The organism is Pseudohoeflea suaedae (assembly GCF_004354915.1).
GTDB lineage: Bacteria > Pseudomonadota > Alphaproteobacteria > Rhizobiales > Rhizobiaceae > Pseudohoeflea > Pseudohoeflea suaedae.
Map to the genome: position 1 here is coordinate 138,101 of NZ_SMSI01000003.1, position 16,535 is coordinate 154,635.

13 protein-coding genes are annotated in these 16,535 nt (G+C 62.2%); 5 read left to right on the top strand and 8 right to left on the bottom strand.

Annotated elements, in window-relative coordinates:
* Window positions 1-53 precede the first annotated feature (53 nt).
* Together E2A64_RS18155 and E2A64_RS14375 are read right to left on the bottom strand one after the other, a co-directional pair.
* The gene (locus tag E2A64_RS18155; protein ID WP_133285199.1) at window positions 54-263 is read right to left on the bottom strand and encodes a hypothetical protein; all 210 of its coding nucleotides are present in this window, start codon (window positions 261-263) and stop codon (window positions 54-56) included.
* Between the two features lie 145 nt (window positions 264-408).
* Window positions 409-2,103: a GMC family oxidoreductase gene (locus E2A64_RS14375; RefSeq protein WP_133285200.1), complete on the bottom strand. Its 1,695-nt coding sequence runs from the start codon at window positions 2,101-2,103 to the stop codon at window positions 409-411.
* Window positions 2,104-2,252: 149 nt separating this feature from the next.
* Between E2A64_RS14375 and E2A64_RS14380 the strand changes: the two genes are divergently transcribed.
* Window positions 2,253-3,191, top strand: coding sequence for a LysR family transcriptional regulator (locus E2A64_RS14380; protein WP_133285201.1), 939 nt, complete (start codon window positions 2,253-2,255; stop codon window positions 3,189-3,191).
* 567 nt (window positions 3,192-3,758) lie between these two features.
* Here E2A64_RS14380 and E2A64_RS14385 read toward each other — a convergent pair.
* The 3 genes from E2A64_RS14385 to E2A64_RS14395 are packed head-to-tail and all read right to left on the bottom strand — an operon-like array spanning window position 3,759 to window position 8,149.
* The gene (locus E2A64_RS14385) at window positions 3,759-5,465 is read right to left on the bottom strand and encodes a GMC family oxidoreductase (protein WP_133285202.1); all 1,707 of its coding nucleotides are present in this window, start codon (window positions 5,463-5,465) and stop codon (window positions 3,759-3,761) included.
* A gap of 27 nt (window positions 5,466-5,492) precedes the next feature.
* Window positions 5,493-7,007 carry an aldehyde dehydrogenase family protein gene (locus E2A64_RS14390; RefSeq protein WP_133285203.1) on the bottom strand — a complete coding sequence of 505 codons (1,515 nt, stop codon included), beginning with the start codon at window positions 7,005-7,007 and terminating at the stop codon, window positions 5,493-5,495.
* A gap of 23 nt (window positions 7,008-7,030) precedes the next feature.
* Window positions 7,031-8,149, bottom strand: a complete 1,119-nt coding sequence (locus tag E2A64_RS14395) for a mandelate racemase/muconate lactonizing enzyme family protein (protein WP_133285204.1) — start codon at window positions 8,147-8,149, stop codon at window positions 7,031-7,033.
* 343 nt (window positions 8,150-8,492) lie between these two features.
* Between E2A64_RS14395 and E2A64_RS14400 the strand changes: the two genes are divergently transcribed.
* The 3 genes from E2A64_RS14400 (at window position 8,493) to E2A64_RS14410 (ending at window position 12,112) form a co-directional block, all read left to right on the top strand.
* Entirely contained in the window at window positions 8,493-8,939 is a 447-nt protein-coding gene (locus E2A64_RS14400) for a cupin domain-containing protein (protein ID WP_133285205.1), read from the top strand.
* A gap of 177 nt (window positions 8,940-9,116) precedes the next feature.
* Window positions 9,117-11,423 carry a molybdopterin-dependent oxidoreductase gene (locus tag E2A64_RS14405; RefSeq protein WP_133285206.1) on the top strand — a complete coding sequence of 769 codons (2,307 nt, stop codon included), beginning with the start codon at window positions 9,117-9,119 and terminating at the stop codon, window positions 11,421-11,423.
* Window positions 11,420-12,112, top strand: a complete 693-nt coding sequence (locus tag E2A64_RS14410; protein ID WP_133285207.1) for a FadR/GntR family transcriptional regulator — start codon at window positions 11,420-11,422, stop codon at window positions 12,110-12,112. The genes E2A64_RS14405 and E2A64_RS14410 overlap by 4 nt, the downstream gene beginning before the upstream one ends.
* 30 nt (window positions 12,113-12,142) lie before the next feature.
* On the opposite strand, the gene E2A64_RS14415 is transcribed toward E2A64_RS14410, so the two are convergent.
* Entirely contained in the window at window positions 12,143-13,786 is a 1,644-nt protein-coding gene (locus E2A64_RS14415) for an LTA synthase family protein (protein ID WP_244598305.1), read from the bottom strand.
* A gap of 60 nt (window positions 13,787-13,846) precedes the next feature.
* On the opposite strand from E2A64_RS14415, the gene E2A64_RS14420 reads away from it, so the two are divergent.
* Window positions 13,847-14,812 carry a lysylphosphatidylglycerol synthase transmembrane domain-containing protein gene (locus E2A64_RS14420; protein WP_280177546.1) on the top strand — a complete coding sequence of 322 codons (966 nt, stop codon included), beginning with the start codon at window positions 13,847-13,849 and terminating at the stop codon, window positions 14,810-14,812.
* On the opposite strand, the gene E2A64_RS14425 is transcribed toward E2A64_RS14420, so the two are convergent.
* Together E2A64_RS14425 and E2A64_RS14430 are read right to left on the bottom strand one after the other, a co-directional pair.
* Complete coding sequence (locus E2A64_RS14425; protein WP_133285209.1) at window positions 14,785-15,546, bottom strand: FkbM family methyltransferase; 762 nt, start codon at window positions 15,544-15,546, stop codon at window positions 14,785-14,787. The genes E2A64_RS14420 and E2A64_RS14425 overlap by 28 nt on opposite strands.
* Entirely contained in the window at window positions 15,543-16,361 is an 819-nt protein-coding gene (locus E2A64_RS14430) for a CDP-alcohol phosphatidyltransferase family protein (protein WP_244598306.1), read from the bottom strand. Before E2A64_RS14430 ends, E2A64_RS14425 begins: the two co-directional genes overlap by 4 nt.
* Window positions 16,362-16,535: the final 174 nt, after the last annotated feature.

A 16,535-nucleotide genomic window follows, 5' to 3' on the forward strand; every position in this document is an offset into this window, starting at 1 on the left:
AACAAGCCCGGGTTGGATCATGGTCCCGTATTCCGGGTCCTGCACGCCGATCATCAGCCCTGATGCTTCGGCGTGATCTTGTCGACCCAGTCCTTGGGCAACGGATATACGCCGAGCGAGACATCGGGCTGCCACTCGGAGATCGGAAAGTAAGTGTTTTTCTCCTCGGTCAATCTTTTGGCCACGAGCTTGTCAGAGATGCCGAGAGCCTGAAGGCAGCGCTTTGCATGGTTCTCGTGACTGGGCCAGGCGACATAGAACATGCGCCCGTCGTTGCACAGATAGCTGCGGTAGAGGGAATCCAGAAGCTCCTGCAGTTCCTCGATCCGGACCGAAACGTAGCAAAGCCTTTCATCACGGCGCTGGCCAGCGGCACCTCGTCATGACGGCGCCCTGGCTCGCCGGTGGTCAGGCGCCGGCGGCTGCGTCCTGAAGAATGAAGGTCGCAGCCTTCTCGGCAATCATCAATGTGGGAGCGTTGGTGTTGCCGCTCGTGATCTTCGGCATCACGCCGGCGTCGACGACGCGCAGGCCGGAAATGCCCCGCACGCGCAGCCGACTGTCGACGACAGCCATCGGATCGTCGTCCCGCCCCATCTTCGTGGTGCCGACGGGATGGAAGATCGTGCTGGCGATGTCGCCTGCAAGCCTGGCGAGTTCTTCGTCCGACTGGTACCGGACGCCGGGCTTCCATTCCTCGGGCTGGTATTTTGCGAGCGCCGGCTGCGAGACGATCTCGCGGACCTGCCGCAGGCTGTCGGCGGCGATCTTCCGGTCTTCCTCGGTGCTCAGATAATTCGGTGCGATGGCTGGCGCCTCGCCCGCATCGGCCGAGCGGATCCGCACCGAACCGGTGCTGGTCGGGTTGAGGTTGCAGACGCTCGCGGTGAAGGCGGGATCGCGATGGAGGGGTTCGCCGAACGCGTCGAGACTCAGCGGCTGCACGTGGTATTCGAGATTGGCATGGGACTGGCTGTCGTCCGAGCGGGTGAAGGCGCCGAGCTGAGACGGCGACATGCTCATCGGGCCGGAGCGGAAAAGCCCGTATTCAAGGCCGATCATCATCTTGCCGAACAGGCTGTTTGCCAGCTTGTTGAGTGTCTTGACGCCCTTCACCTTGAAGACGGAGCGGATCTGTAGGTGGTCCTGCAGGTTTTCACCCACGCCCGGAATGTCTGCGACGATATCGACCCCCTTTTCCCTGAGATGTTGGGCGGGGCCTATGCCGGAGAGCTGAAGGATCGCCGGCGAGCCGATGGCTCCGGCTGACAGGATCAATTCCTTGCGGGCCTCGACGTCGACGACGCTCCCCGCGCGCCTGACCCTGGCCCCCTTGCACATTCTCGCTCCGTCCGCGCCGGTGGCGATGACAAGCTTTTCGACCTGCGCCTCGGTCCAGACGGTGAGGTTTGGCCGCTTCAGAACGGGACGCAGGAATGCCTTCGCCGTATTCCAGCGCCAACCGGCCTTCTGGTTGACTTCGAAATAGCCGACCCCCTCATTGTCGCCGGCGTTGAAATCGGCGGTCCTGCGCACACCGGCCTGTACGGCGGCTTCGGCGAAGGCGTCGAGCACGTCCCAACGCAGTCGCTGCTTCTCGATGCGCCATTCGCCGCCATGTCCGTGGAGATCCGAGAACCGGCTGTTGTCGCCCGTCTGCGGATCCTCGTCGTCGTCGAGCCGGTAGTGGTCCTCATGGGCCTTGAAGGCCGGCACCACATTTTCCCAGGACCAGCCGTCGTCTCCGGTCAGCGCGGCCCAGCGATCATAGTCGCGGGCCTGGCCGCGCATGTAGATCATTCCATTGATCGAGGAGCAGCCGCCGAGTGTCTTGCCGCGGGGATAGCGCAATTGGCGGCCATTCAGGCCGGCGTCCGGCTCGGTATTGTAAAGCCAGTCCGTCCGGGGGTTGCCGATGCAGTAGAGATAACCGACCGGCACGTGGATCCAGAGATAATTGTCCTTCTTGCCGGCCTCGAGCAGCAGGACGCGATGTGACGGATCGCGACTCAACCGGTTGGCAAGAAGGCACCCGGCCGAGCCGCCGCCGATGATGACGTAATCGAAATGGTCGACAGGGTTGAACCCTTCGGTTTTCGCCATGGCGCGCCTCCTCCCTGATCGGCTGCCTTATAAAACCGGCTAGCCCCGAATTGCCGGATTGGGCCTCGCCACGGTCCATCCGAGTGTAATCGTCGCCAAAATCGGAAATCAAATGACAAATGGCGCTGTCAATTATAAGTGCTGTTAATATGATGGACTCGATCGACCTCAAGACCCTGCGCGCGTTCGTCACCGTCGCGCGGGAGGGCAACGTGACACGGGCGGCAGACAGGCTGCGCCTGACCCAGCCGGCGGTCAGCTTGCAGTTGAGGCGGCTTGCCGCCGACGCCGGCATCGACCTGTTCCGGCGGACGGCAAAGGGCATGGAGCTCACCCCGGAGGGAGTGCTGCTTCTCGCCAAAGCTGAACGCGTCTTTGCGGCGCTCACCGATTTCAATCAGACAGCCCGCCGCCTGGCGACAGATGTGCGGGGCAAATTGCGCATCGGCACGATCATCGATCCGGAGTTCACCCGGCTCGGCTCGCTTTTGAAGATGCTGGTGGAAAACGGGCCCGGGATCGAAACGGAGCTGCGTCATGGCATGAGCGGGCAGGTGCCGGAGGGCCTCAAGCGCAACGAGCTGGATATCGGCTTCTTCCTCGGCGACGTCCGCGACTACGACGCTTCCCCCTTTCAGACCGATCAGGACAGTGAGGACGGTCTCTACCATGTTCTGCGGCTCGCCCCGCTGACCTATCGTGTGGTCGCGCCGCCGGAACTTCGTGATGTGGTCAACGACAAGGACTGGAGCGATCTCGCCGAACTGCCATGGATCGGCACGCCGCCCGCCTCGGTTCACAACCGGCTCCTCAACCGGCTCTTCAACGAGCTCGGGCTGCGCCAGAATATCGTTGCGTCGGTTGATCAGGAGTCTTCGATGCTGGCGATGGTGCGAACCGGTCTAGGCCTGAGCCTGTGTCGCGAATCCCTCGCGCTTCATGAGCAGCAGGCAAACGGACTGGCAATCGCCAATGCGGTGAAGGTCTCCACCTCCCTCAGCCTGATCTGCCTCAAGAGCCGCATCGCCGATCCGGTGATCTCGCTCGCTTTCGAGGCGGCATCGCAAATCTGGGCGCGGACCGGTTAGACCGGCCGCCGCAGGAAGTGCCGATGGTTCGAATGTTGTAGAGCCGAAACCCGCGTTGCGAATAATTTCGCGCATCGCTGGGCCGAGTGGCCATCCGTGATGGGAGGTAAACTGATGGTCTCTATCATGGTTACGCTTGCAATCAGCAGGCTTGGCCATTTTATCGTTCCTCTTCACAAATAACAAAGACAGATTTTAAAAATTAACGACGACAATGATAGATTGTCACGAAATAATTCTTCGCACATTCATTGCGGGCATGGCTGCTGGCGGGCTGCTGCTTGCGCGTCTTATCAATCCCCTTTACTATCGGTATATTCCTGACTGGAAATATTCCTATGTGGCAGCTTTAATTGTCTTCGTTTTTATCTTTGTGGGCTTTGATTGATTTGAGTGCGCACTGCAATTGAAAAGAAGGTGCTTGAGAATTTGCGCGAAATGGCGGCTGCCGGGCAGATTTGATCTGCGCGCCGTGAGGAGAAGCTGTCCGGCCCTGCTTATGCTTCCTGCGGCTCTCCGGGAAATCGGAGAGCCGTATCTTCATGGGTAACCTCGCCATCGAGGCGGTCAGGCAGCCCTGGCCGTGCGCGCCTTGCCGCGTGCCTTGATCAGGTCGGCGGCTTTTTCCGCGACGGCGACGGTCGGCGCGAAGGTGTTGCCCGAGATGACCGCCGGCATCACCGATGCGTCGACGATCGCGAGGTTTTCGAGCCCGTGGACCAGCAGGCTGTCGGGGGCGACGACGGCCATGTCGTCGGTGCCCATCTTGCAGGTGCTGGTGGGGTGATACATCGTCATCGAATGGCTGCGGATATAGGCGGCGATGTCGTCGTCGGTCTGCACGGAAGGCCCCGGAGCCACCTCCTCGCCACGATGCGCGTCGAAGGCCGGCTGGTTGGTGATCTCGCGCATGATCTTCACGCCGCGGATCAGGATTTCCATGTCGTAGGGGTCGCCGAGGAAGTTCGGTGCGATGAGCGGGGCCTCGTAGGCGCTGGCGCTCTTCAACCCCACATGGCCCACGCTCCTGGGGCGCAGAAGGCAGGCGTGCATGGCCCAGCCATGGCCCCAGAAACTGTCGGCGGCCTGCGCGGAGGCCATGGTGGAACAGAAGAAGAGCTGCAGGTCGGGGCGATCGACATCCGGGCCCGATTTGACGAAGCCGCCGGCCTCGCCTGTGTTGGACGTGAACATGCCGCGCCGTGACGTGAACCATTTGAGGATGTGCATGGCGTTGGAATGCATCGTTGCCCAGGAAATGCCGTAGGTGAGGTTGGACGTCGTGCGCTGCTTGGTCCAGGTGTCGATATGGTCCTGCAGGTTCTGGCCGACGCCGGGCAGGGCGTGCCTGACCTCTATGCCGTGGCGCTTGAGCTCCTTCGGGTCGCCGATTCCCGACAGCTGCAGAAGCTGGGGCGAGATGAAGGCGCCGGTGGCGAGGATGACTTCCTTGCCGGCCTTGATCTCGGAAATTTCACCGGCTCGGTCGTACTTCACGCCGGTGGCGCGCTTGCCCTCCATCAGGATCTCGAGCGCGCGCGCCTCGGTGATGATCGTCAGGTTCGGGCGCTCGCGGGCCGGGTTGGCGTAGCTGCTCTCGGCGCCCCAGCGTTCGCCGCCCTTCTGGGTCAGCCAGTGATAGCCGATGCCTTCCTGGTCCTCGCCGTTGAAGTCGGCATTGAGCTTGTAGCCGGCCTGTTTGGCGGCTTCGAAATAGGTGGGGCAGAGCGGATTTGGCGAGCGGGGAGGCGCGACGGAAACCGGACCGCCTGTCCCGTGATAGCGCATGTCGATCTGGTCGCGGACAGGTTTGCCGCCCAGATTGAAGTTCTTCGTGGCATCCGGCTCGGAGGCCAGCACGAAGTTCTCGGACTTCCTGAAATAGGGCAGCATGTCGTCATAGCCCCATCCCGGATTGCCCATGTCGCGCCAGTCGTCATAGTCCTGCTTCTGGCCGCGGATGTAGATCATGCCGTTGACCATGGAGGAGCCGCCGAGCGCCTTGCCGCGCGGCAGCATCATTTTCTGGTTGCCGAGCCCGCGCGACGGCTCGGCCTCGTAGAGATACATCATCTTGGTGCCGCCCAGGAAAGCCAGGTTCGGCATCATGAAGGTGACCATGCCGAGCGGCGCGCGGACGATCTGCTTCTTGTGGTTATTGTCGGTGCCGAATTCCAGCATGGCGACCCGGACCGACGGGTCTTCCGTCAGCCGGTTTGCGACAACGCATCCTGCCACGCCGCCGCCGACGATAACGTAATCAAACTCCGTCATTTTCACTCCTCCCGAATGCGGCCCTCCTCAGAGCCGAACGGTCACCGACTTGACTTCCGTAAAGGCCTCGACGCCTTCCTGACCCATTTCCCTGCCCCAGCCACTCTCCTTGTAGCCGCCGAAAGGAAGATTGGGATCAAAAACGCCGAAGCAGTTGATCCATACCGCACCGGCGGCAACCCTGCGGCCCAGCCGGTGTGCGGTCGAAAGGTCGCGCGTCCAGATGCTGGCGGCCAGGCCATATTGCGCGTGATCGGCGACCGGCTCGATATCGGACATGTCGTCGAAGGGCATGGCGCAGAGAACGGGGCCGAAGATCTCTTCGGTCTGTACGCTCATCGAGGGCGTGGTGCCAAGCAGCACGGTCGGTTCAAAAAAGTAACCGGCCTCGCCCGGGGCGCCGCCGCCGGTGGCAATGTCTGCGCCGTCCCTGCGTCCGGCCTCGACATAGGCTGCCACCCGGTCGCGCTGGACTTTCGAGATCAGCGGGCCGAGTTCGGTGCCTTCGTTGAGGCCGGCGCCGAGCTTGAGCTTCCTGGCATGATCGACGATGCCCGAGACGACCTTGTCGAAGGCCGAGCGCTGGACATAGAGGCGGGAGCCGGCGTTGCACACCTGGCCGGTATTGCCGAAGATGGCGCCGGCAGCGGCCGGGATCGCCTTCTCCATGTCGGCGTCAGCGAAGATGATGTTGGGCGATTTGCCGCCGAGTTCGAGCGTCAGGCGCTTGAGGTTGCCCGATGCCGCCTTGAGAAGGATCTTGCCGACCTCGGTCGAGCCGGTGAAGGAAACCTTCCGCACGCCCGCATGTTCCGTTATCGCCGCGCCCGAGGTCCGGCCGTGGCCGGTGATGACATTGACGACGCCGGCCGGGAAGCCGGCCTCGTCGATCAGTTCGGCGAGGCGGACGGCGGTCAGTGGGGTCTGCTCGGCAGGTTTGAGCAGCATGGTGCAGCCGGCGGCAAGCGCCGGACCGATCTTGAAGCCTGCTTGCGAGAAGGGGAAATTCCACGGGATGATGCCGGCGACGACGCCGAGCGGCTCGCGCAGCGTATAGGCGTGGTAGGGATCGCCCTGGAGCGAAAGATTGAAGGTCTTGCCCGAGAGCTTCGTTGCCCAGCCTGCGTAATAGCGCAGGATCTCGGCGGTAAAGGGAATGTCGAGCGCACGCGCCACTGCGACCGGCTTGCCGGCGTCGAGGCTTTCGAGTTCGGCCAACTCGTCGACATTTTCCATGATCAGGTCGGCGAGCTTGTGGAGAAGTGCCGAGCGCCCGGCGGGCGCCATGTCGCGCCAGTGGTTTTCGAAGGCGTCATCGGCGGCGCGTACGGCACGATCGACATCCTCGCGTGTGGCCTCCGCGAATTCGCAGATGATCTTTCCTGTGGCCGGGTCCTCGGACGTGAAGGTGGCGCCGTCCGATGCATCGGTGAACTTGCCGCCGATATAGAGCTGTTTCTTCTTCGCGGCGAAGGCGGCGGCCCGGGCGGAGAGCTGCTTTTCAGGGTGATGGACCAGAAGGTCGGCGGGGTGAGCGTTCATTGTCGCTGCTCCGTATGCGTCGTTCAAAGGCGGATCGTCGAGGTTTCGACGATATCGTGATCGAGATCGATGCCGAGGCCTGGCTTGGCGGGCACCGAAATGGTGCCGTTCCTCACGGCAAGCGGTTCGGACAGAATGTCGCCGCGCAGGGGCACCGGCGCCTCGTCACGCAGCATGATGGAAAAATTGGGCTGGCTGGCCGCCAAATGGAGGGCCGCGACAAACCCGACATCAGAGCCATAGTGGTGGGGGGATATGGCTATGCCGTGGTTTGCCGCGGTTTCCGCCATGCGGACAGCCGTCGTCAGCCCGCCCGACCGGCAAGGGTCCGGCATGGCGACATCGACGAGGTGGTTGTCCAGCATGGTGTTGTAATTACCGAGGCTGAAGGCATTCTCGCCCCAAGCCAGAGGGATTTGCGGAAACTCGGTGCGCAGGGCCGCGTATCCGTCGAAATCGTCGTTGAGGAGGGGCTCCTCGAGCCAGTAGAGATCAAGGTCGCTCAGGGCCGTCATCATCCGGCGTGCGCGGGGCAGGTCGAAGGCCTGGTTGGCGTCGATCATCATGGCGAAGTCATTGCCGACGGCCTCGCGCATGCCGCGCGCCTTGGCGATATCTGCGGCATCGTCGAAGCCGATGCGCATCTTGCCATGAGTATAGCCGCGCCCACGCATGTCGAGGGCGCCCTTGCCGGGATCGGCGGCATTGAAGCCCACTGCGTAGCACAGGATCTCGTCGCGATACTTGCCGCCGAGCAGTTGCCAGACGGGGACGCCGTATTCCTTGCCCGCAATGTCCCACAGCGCGATGTCGATCCCCGAGATCGCCTGGGCGATCGCGCCTTCGGCCCACATCCTGGTGAAGGGGCGCGTGGCATCGACCATACGCTTGTTGAGGCGGGCGATGTCGAGCGGGTTCTCGCCCAGCAGAAGGCTCTGGAGGCCGTCCTCGATCGTAGCGCGGCGTTCGTGCACGCACCAGGGCGGGAAGTTCACCGAGGTTTCGCCAATGCCCGTCACGCCTGCATCCGTCTCGACCAGCACGAGGCCGAAATTGCGGTGGGTCAATTCACCGCAAGACAGCGGTATGGGCGTCGGAAGCTCGTATCCGCACAGGACGAAACGTACGCGGGTGATCTTCAAGGATCATCCTCCCAGTCATTCTGCGGAAACGTGGCCTTGACCGCGCTCCGCTGTCATCGAACCCGCCTGCACACGCAGGATTTTCATGTGGCGTCCGTCCTCCCGAACGCCGGGCCTTGCCTTGTTGTGCTTGACAATGGGTAAGATGTCAAGCTATCTGCTGGTATTACCAGCTGGCCAATGTGCGATTGGCGCTGGGGAGGAGTTCAATGGGATCGCCACAATGCGATTGTGACGCCGGAGCGGGAGGCAGATGGCCCGCCGCTCCACGCGCCAGGCGCTTTGCCGGTTCCGTCGCGGGCAGCACGCCCGGAAGCAAACGTCAGTGAGAGGAAAGCACAGCATGACCACGTCCAAACAGCAGAAGATCGTCACCATCAGTCCGGAGCAGATCCTCGATGGCGCGCCCATGCAGCAGGAAGGCGGCGGTGTCCGCGATCTGAAGCTTGTCTATCCGGAAACCGGACTTGGGGCGCAGACGCTCTGCATGGGGCTTGTCGAGATCGATCCGGGCCATGCCTCGCCGATGCACCGGCACAATTGCGAGGAAACCTATTATGTTCTCGATGGCCAGGGTGAACTGGAGCTCGAGGGCGAGCGGTATCCGCTGGTCGCAGGTGGCTGCTCGCTGCAGCGCCCCAACGAGACCCACCGCGTACACAATACCGGGGACAAGACGCTCCGGCTTCTGGTGATCGGCGGCGTCATGCTCGTGCCGCTCTGGCCGAAATGGCCGACCGAAACGCCGTACGAAGTCTTCGAGGGCTCGACCAAGAACGCCGCCGCTTAAGCCGGCGGCCGAGGGGGAGGAGATGTCTTGCGGTCGACATGTTTGGAGGCGTCCGTGGCTTCCGGCGGGGCACTTCTCCCCCTACACTTTCTCTCGTGCCATACCGGCGGAAATCGCGTTGACCTTTCCGGGCGATCGCCGGTGCTGATCAATGCCTGCCGGCAGGGAGAAAACTGAATGGCCGATGTTTCGGCGACCCACTGGGGGTTCACGCATGTCACGACCAGAGCGGGGCGGGTGGAAGCCATCGATCCGTTCGTCCGTGACCGGAATCCCTCACCTCTGATCGGCGGGCTCCCGGAAGCGATATATGCGCCGACGCGCGTGCTCAGACCCGCAATCCGCAAGGCATGGCTCGAAGGTGACCGTGAAAACCGGGGCGAGGGCGCGTTCGTAGAGGTCGACTGGGCAACCGCCTACGATCATATCGAACGGGAACTCAAGTCCACGATTGCCGAGAAGGGCAATGAGGGCATTTTCGCCGGCTCCTATGGCTGGGGATCGGCCGGTCGATTCCATCATGCCGCCACGCATCTCAAACGCTTCCTCAATACAATCGGCGGCTTTGTCGACCAGACGCAGACCTATTCCTTCGCCGCCGGCCAGATCATCTGTCCGCATGTGGTGGGCGACAACCGCATTCTCTTCGGCGGCGAAACCACGGAATGGCCGGCAATTCTCGACAATGCCCGGCTCATCGTATTCTTCGGCGGCATCAACCTGTCCAATGCGCAGATCGCCGCCGGTGGCCTCGGCAATCACGCCACCGCGGACTGGCTGACGGAAGCGGGCAAACGCGGCATCGAGATCGTCTGCATCAGCCCCGTCCATGATTCCGGCGAGCAGTTGCCGCCGCATGAGTGGCTGCAGATCTGCCCGGGAACCGACACCGCGCTGATGCTGGCGCTGGCCTACGAAATCGTGAAAACCTGCCGCGTCGATCACCGCTTTCTCGAGCGGTATTGCACGGGATATGGCGCCTTCGAACCCTATCTGACGGGACAGGCGGACGGTGTTCGCAAGGATGCCGACTGGGCGTCCGGCATTACCGGAATTCCTGCGGGCACCATCCGCAAACTGGCAGCGAAGCTCTCGGACAATCCGGTGTTCCTGACCGCGTCCTGGTCGCTGCAGCGTCAGGAGAACGGCGAGCAGCCCTTGTGGATGCTGATCACACTTGCCGCCATGCTGGGCGAGATCGGGCTGCCGGGCCGAGGCGTCTCGTTCGGTTACGGCTCGATGGGCAATCGCGGCGATCCGCGCCCGGTCATCTCGTCGCCCGGCTTCAAGGCAGGGACCAATCCGCTGGGCCGCTTCATCCCCGTGGCGCGGGTGGCCGACATGTTGCTCGACCCCGGTGGCACAATTCATTTCGATGGTCAGGAAATCACCTATCCGGAAATCGATATCGTCTGGTGGGCCGGCGGCAATCCATTTCATCACCATCAGGATCTCAACCGGCTGGTCGAGGCATTCCGCAAGCCGCGCACGGTGATCGTCAACGAAATCTGGTGGACGGCTACCGCCCGCCACGCGGATATCGTGCTGCCGGCGACGACCGCCTTCGAGCGGAACGACATTTCCGGATCTCCCACCGACCGTTACACGGCGGCAATGAGCAAGCAGATCGAACCGCAGTGCGAAGCACGATCCGAATTCGATATCTTCTCCGGTCTGGCGGCACGTTTCGGTACCCTGGAGGCCTATGGCGAAGGCCGGGACGAGATGGGATGGCTCGAGCATATCTACGAGGACTACCGGCAGCGTGCCCGGGATACGCTCGGCGCCGTTCTGCCCGCCTTTGCCGCCTTCTGGGAAAAGGGCTTCGCCGAACTGCCGGCGCCCGAAAGCGCCTATACCCTCTTCGCGGATTTCCGCGACAACCCGGCAAAGAACCCGTTGAAGACGCCTTCGGGCAAGATCGAAATCTGGTCGCGTTTCATCGCCGAGTCGGTTCACGAGGATGTTCATCCGCATCCGCGCTGGGTGGAGCCGCGCGAATGGCTGGGAAGCGCGAAGGCGACCCAGCTCCACATGGTGTCGCCACAACCCGCACACCGTCTTCACGGACAGCTCGACGGGGTGGGCGTGTCGAGGCGCTCGAAGATCAAGGGGCGCGAGCCGGCGCGGATCAATCCCGAGGACGCGGCCGAGCGCGGCATCCGGGATGGCGACGAGGTGCGGATCTGGAACGAGCGCGGCGAGTGTCTGGCGACCGCATCGCTGAGCGAGCATGTCATGCCCGGCGTGATCGCCCTGGCAACCGGGGCATGGTATAATCCCGAAGGCCGGAGCGGTCGGGGCTCACGCGACCTTCACGGCAATCCGAATGTGCTGACCAGCAATGTGCCAACGAGCACGCTCAGCCACGCACCGGCGCAGCACTCCGCTCTGGTCTTCGTTGAAAAAAGCGCCGATTCGGCCTATCCCGACATCCACCAGAAGCTCCCCGAGGGAATTGGGAGAGAGGAACCCGAGACATGAGCGATTTATTCGCGACCATCGAGCGCCGGTCGATCTGGCAGGATGTCGCCAATCAGATCCGCAAGATGATAGAGGCCAAGGGGCTGGAACCCGGCGAGAAGCTGCCGAGTGAGCGGACCATGTGCCAGCAGTTCGGGATCAGCAGGATCAGCCTGCGCGAGGCGCTTCGTGCGCTCGAACGCGAAGGCTATATCGAGGTTCATGCCGGACGCGGGGCATTCGTGCGATCTCGCGCCGAGCGCGAACTGCACATGCTGGAGACATGGGTCGGCGGCAATGGCGACAATGTTTCCAAGGTGTTCGAACTCCGCATGCTGTTCGAGCCCAATCTCGCGGCGCTGGCGGCGAAGATGATCGATGCCGAGCATCTCAACAAGCTGCGCGCCAGCGTCGATGAACTGGCGGCGAACATCGACGAGCCGCAACGGGCGATCAAGGCGGATGCGGACTTTCATCGCATTCTCGGCGAAAGCACCGGCAATTCGCTGATCGACAGCCTCGTCCACTTCGTCATGACCGCGACGGGGTCCGAACGTCAGATCACGCTGGCGACGCGCGAGGGCCTGAAGACGGCTCTCGAGGGGCATACGCGCATTCTCGATTGCGTCGAGAAGGGAGACGAGGCGGGAGCGGCCGCGGCCATGAAGGCCCACCTCGAGGACGCGATGGATTTCGCCTCCCACAAATAGGCCGCATCCCTTGCGCGCCTCGATGACACGTCAGGGTGCGGCGAACTTGTCGATCAGGAGTTCGCGCATGTCGTTCATCGGTATTTCCGTCTGATCGCTGCCGGGAATCATGCCGGTCGCGAAGCCTGCCTGCAGGAAGCTTTCGACAAGCTCCTTGTCGCGGCTGACGACGTGAACCGGCACAGCGCGGGAGGCATCGGGTCCGGTTACCAGCGGTGCGGGCTGATGATCGCCGAGGATGACGAAGATCGCGTCGTCGCCGTATCGCGCCATGTATGATCCCAGCGTCTCAAGCGAATAGTCGATCGTCTCGATATAGTGCCGGCGGATCTTGTCCTTGTCGGCCCAGACTTCGCGCGGGGTTTCTCCGCTGTTTGCCTGGTCGTTGAAGATCGTGCCGTCGCCCACATCGTTCCAGTCGACGAGATGCGGCACCGGCGTCCATGGGGCATGGCTGGAGATCAATGCGATTTCGGCCATCACGCTCTTGCCCTCGTCATGGGCCGGCTTGCGCACCAGCCGCTCGAAGGCGGAAAGGGTGTATTGATCGGGCATGGTGACCCAGTTGAAGGGGTCGCCCTCATAGCCGAGATTTGCCGCGACGAATGTCCGGTCATAGCCGAAATACCCGGCTTCCGGCCAGGCCATGCTGATGGCCGGCATGACTGCCGCGGTCTGCCATCCGGCGTCTGCGAACAGGCGGTTCAGGCTCGGCCGGTCGCTCAGCATCAGACGATCGTAGCGGATCTGGTTGTCGACCCACAGGCCCGAGAGGAACGTGCCGTGGGCGAGCCAGCTCAAGCCACCCATGGTCGGAGACAGAGACCAGCCACTGGCGCTGGAAAGGCCAGCCTGTGACAACTCGGCCTCGACGCTCTGCAGCCGCGGCCTGATCAGGGAGCTGTAGCGCTCGTCCTCGACCGCGCTGCGGCCGTAGGATTCGACGAAGACGAGGATGATGTCGCGATCCTTGACGCGGGCGAAGAGGCCTTCACCCGTCTGAGGGCCGCTCTTGTCCGCAAGCGCGGTTTCGAAGGCGTGCATGTCCCTGATCGACGTCACGACGAGGTCGAGTCGCGAGGAGAGATAGCCGTAAGCCTTGGCCGAGACGTAACTCGTGCGCATCTCGACAGATGTAAGGCTCAACACAGCCAGGCAGATCAGGGCAATGACGCCGTAGAACCCCGACAGGGGATATTTCGCCCGGCGCGACAATCCGATCAGTTTGAGCTGCGCAGCCAGGATGCAGCCGATGACCGTCAGGAAGGCTGCAAGCCCCAGGCCGATGGCCAGAGCGGCGACCCATTTGCCGACGATGCCCGAAAGCAGGATCCAGCCGTTCTCGATCATCGTCACGTCGAAATAGGGATTGAAACGGCGCTGAAAGGCAGACTGGACGGAGATGTCGGCGATCTTGAGAAACAGAATGGATGCCAGAAGGATCGTCAGGCACACCGCGACGATGCGGGCGAGCGATCTCGGCAAAAGCAACAAAATGACGACCGCCAGCGGAATTTCTATAGGCAGAACAAGGAAGCTGGAGATATGAAGCGCGCTGGGATGATCGGGCAGGACAAGAGCGACCATGCCGATCATCGTGAAAAAGACGGCGGCAAGCCAGGCTTTCCAGTCCATCTCGCTTCTGAATCCCTCGGGTGAATTGGATCGTGTCATTGTGGCAATTGGCTTCATCGACGCATCTGTGCTTTTGAGGTTCGAACAGGAAATGATGTTTTGAAAACGGTTCGGATAATTCTGTCGGTCGTGTTCGCGGTCTTCTTTCTCGCCGTCCTTGTGGCGATGGACGGGGCGGCCGTGGCGGCGAAGCTCTGGGATGCCTCCCCGATGGCCGTGCTGGCGGCGTTATGCATTGTCCAGCTCCAGGTCGTCCTTTCGGCTTACAGATGGAAATTCACCGCGCACCGATTGGGGCAGGAGATCGCCTTCCCGACAGCTATCCGTGAATACTACATTGCCAGCACTTTCAACCAGGTTCTGCCGGGCGGCGTGGCCGGTGACGCCATTCGTGCCTATCGCAGCGGCAAGGACGGGATGGACGGGATGAGAAAGCCCGTTGCGGCTGTCGCGCTCGAACGTTTTTCCGGGCAGTTGGCTTTCCTGACGCTTTTGAGCGCGGGCTTCCTGGCCTGGCCCTTCCTGCCGCAGGAGGCCATGCCTGCCGAATTCTCCCAGGCAATCTGGTTGGCACCCGTTGTCGCCTTGACTGCCATCATTGGCGGAGTTTTCATCGCGGCCGCATTCTTCCCCCGCAAATTCGCCCAATACCGGCGTCACCTGGCCGAGGTGTTCTGGCATCGCGGAGCATTCATCCGTCAGTTCCTGACCAGTCTCCTGGTCGTTGCAACCTACGTGGCCACTTTCGCGATTGCTTCGGCGGCGGTGGGCGCGACGCTGCCGCTGATCGGCCTGCTCACCGTCATTCCGCTCTGTCTGTTGACCATGATCATACCGGTCGGGGTCGGCGGCTGGGGAACGCGTGAGGCAGCCGCGGCGCTGCTGTGGCCGGTGATCGGATTGTCCTCCGCCGCAGGCGTCAGTGCCAGCATTCTCTATGGAGCGATTTCGCTCGTCGGTGTCGCCGTGCCCGCCGCCTTGTTCCTTGTGCACGCCACCATAAGAGACCTGATGGGTGCGAAGGCGGCCAAGCGGCTTCACGTCAAGGATTCCAGTCTGGCATAAATGTCGCCGGACGTCTCGTCGGGGGTGAGTTCGGAGATGAAGCGCTTCATCTCGACGGCCGTAAGCCAGCTGTCGGCGACCAGGCGATGGCGCTCCCCGAGAACGCGGTTGAAACGGTAGTCGCCGATTTCCATCAGTCTGTCGATGCAGCCGACCGCCGTGGTCGCCATTGCCGGAATGTACTCGAAGGCGACGAGCGGTATCGGCGAGGAAAGGCCATTGAGGATATCGAGTTCGGCCCCTTCGACGTCTATCTTGCAGAAGGCGGGCATTCCGTATCGGGCGACGAGCGCATCGAGGGTGGTGACGGGAACCGTAATTTTCCGGTCCCAGACCACCGACTTGAATGAATCGATGCTGCCGACCGTTTCGATGAACTGCCGCGAGGTGCTCGTGACCGTCGGGTTGCGGCTCGAAATGACGAGCTCGATTTCACCCTCGCTGTCGCTGACGGCCTTCTCCTCGAGCGCGGTGAGCCTGCCGCCGATATGCCGCCTTACGAGATCGGCGAGAACCGGCTGGGGTTCGACGGCGACGACCCTCGCGCCGAGCGAAAGCAATGTATGGGAGCGGCTGCCGACATGGGCGCCGATGTCGAAGACCAGATCGCCGGGGGAAATCAGATCCCGGTAGAACCGCTTGAGCGCGATGCGCCGCCATGGTTGTCCGTAATAGACGACAAGCGAGCGCAACACGCCGTAGGCGACATCGAAGCGGGATAGGGTGCGTCTCATGAGACCCGGTCAGCCCTGACGAGGAAAAGAACATCCGTGGCGAAGGAATAGACCAAAAGCACGAGCGCGCTTGCGGCAATGACAATGGATGCCGGCGGAACGACGAAGGGAAGAAGCAGGGTCAGGAGCGCCACCACCTGGTAGACGCATATCAGCTTGCGGCGGAAGGATGGCGGCAGCGGACGTTTGAGGGCGGGATAGGCGCGCTGGGCGATTATGAAGACATATCGCATCAACCCGACGAGCAGGACCCACCAGCCTGCCTTGTCCAGAAGGTAACAGGCCGCCGAGAGGGCGAGAATGAGAAAGGCGTCGAGTTCCATGTCGAAACGCCAGCCGAGTTCCGATTCCAGCCGGAAGCGCCGCGCCAGATAACCGTCGATCCCGTCGAGAAGCAGAGCCAGGGCGACGAGGCCGATCAGGAACTCCTGATTGCGATCCGGTGTCGCCGCGCCGTAATCGAAGACGATGATTGCGGAGACCAGGCTGATGATGGAAGCGCGGACAGCCGTCACCCGATTGGCGACCCCGAACCGCGGCACCGAATGGAACTCGAGCCCGTGCATGACCAGTGCAAAAATGACCAGAAGCAGGCAACCCGCCGCGAAGACGCTCGACGGCGCGAGCGCCTGCACCGACGCGGCCACGAGATAGAAGACCAGTGCCGCGACAAATATCATGCTCAAGCTGATGGCGGCGTCGTTGCGCAACTGCCTGGATATCCCCGAGCCGATACAGGCAGCCGAGGCGTGTTCCATGGCGCCATGCCCGTCACCGGGCATTCCGGCGAGGCTATCTTCCGTATGGGCAGTCATCGATATCGAATTTCGACCCTGGTTATTCCCATCAAGCATCAAATCTACCTGAACCGACTTCATTCAATGGTTCTTTTTGGCCAAAACCGTTCTCGCGCGATATCCGAAAATCACATTTTGGTAAATTATAACAAGCTTTTTTATACTGTGAGCGCAAGCGATATGGCCAGCGTC